Genomic DNA, 240 nt, shown 5'->3' on the forward strand with positions numbered 1-240 from the left:
ATCCGGATTTACTGGGTGTAAAGGGGGCGCAGACGGCAGCGCAAGCCAGGAGTGAAAGCCCGGGGCCCAACCCCGGGACTGCTCTTGGAACTGCGCGGCTGGAGTGCAGGAGGGGCAGGCGGAATTCCTGGTGTAGCGGTGAAATGCGCAGATATCAGGAGGAACACCGGTGGCGAAGGCGGGTCTCTGGGTAGTAACTGACGCTGAGGAGCGAAAGCATGGGTAGCGAACAGGATTAGA

The 240-nt window shown here is 60.8% G+C and carries 1 rRNA gene; it reads left to right on the plus strand.

Annotated elements, in window-relative coordinates:
• Positions 1-240 (plus strand): 16S ribosomal RNA (locus AYO52_RS02510); the annotation flags it as partial.

Source organism: Dietzia sp. 111N12-1 (genome assembly GCF_001658045.1).
GTDB classification, from domain to species: Bacteria; Actinomycetota; Actinomycetes; order Mycobacteriales; family Mycobacteriaceae; genus Dietzia; species Dietzia kunjamensis.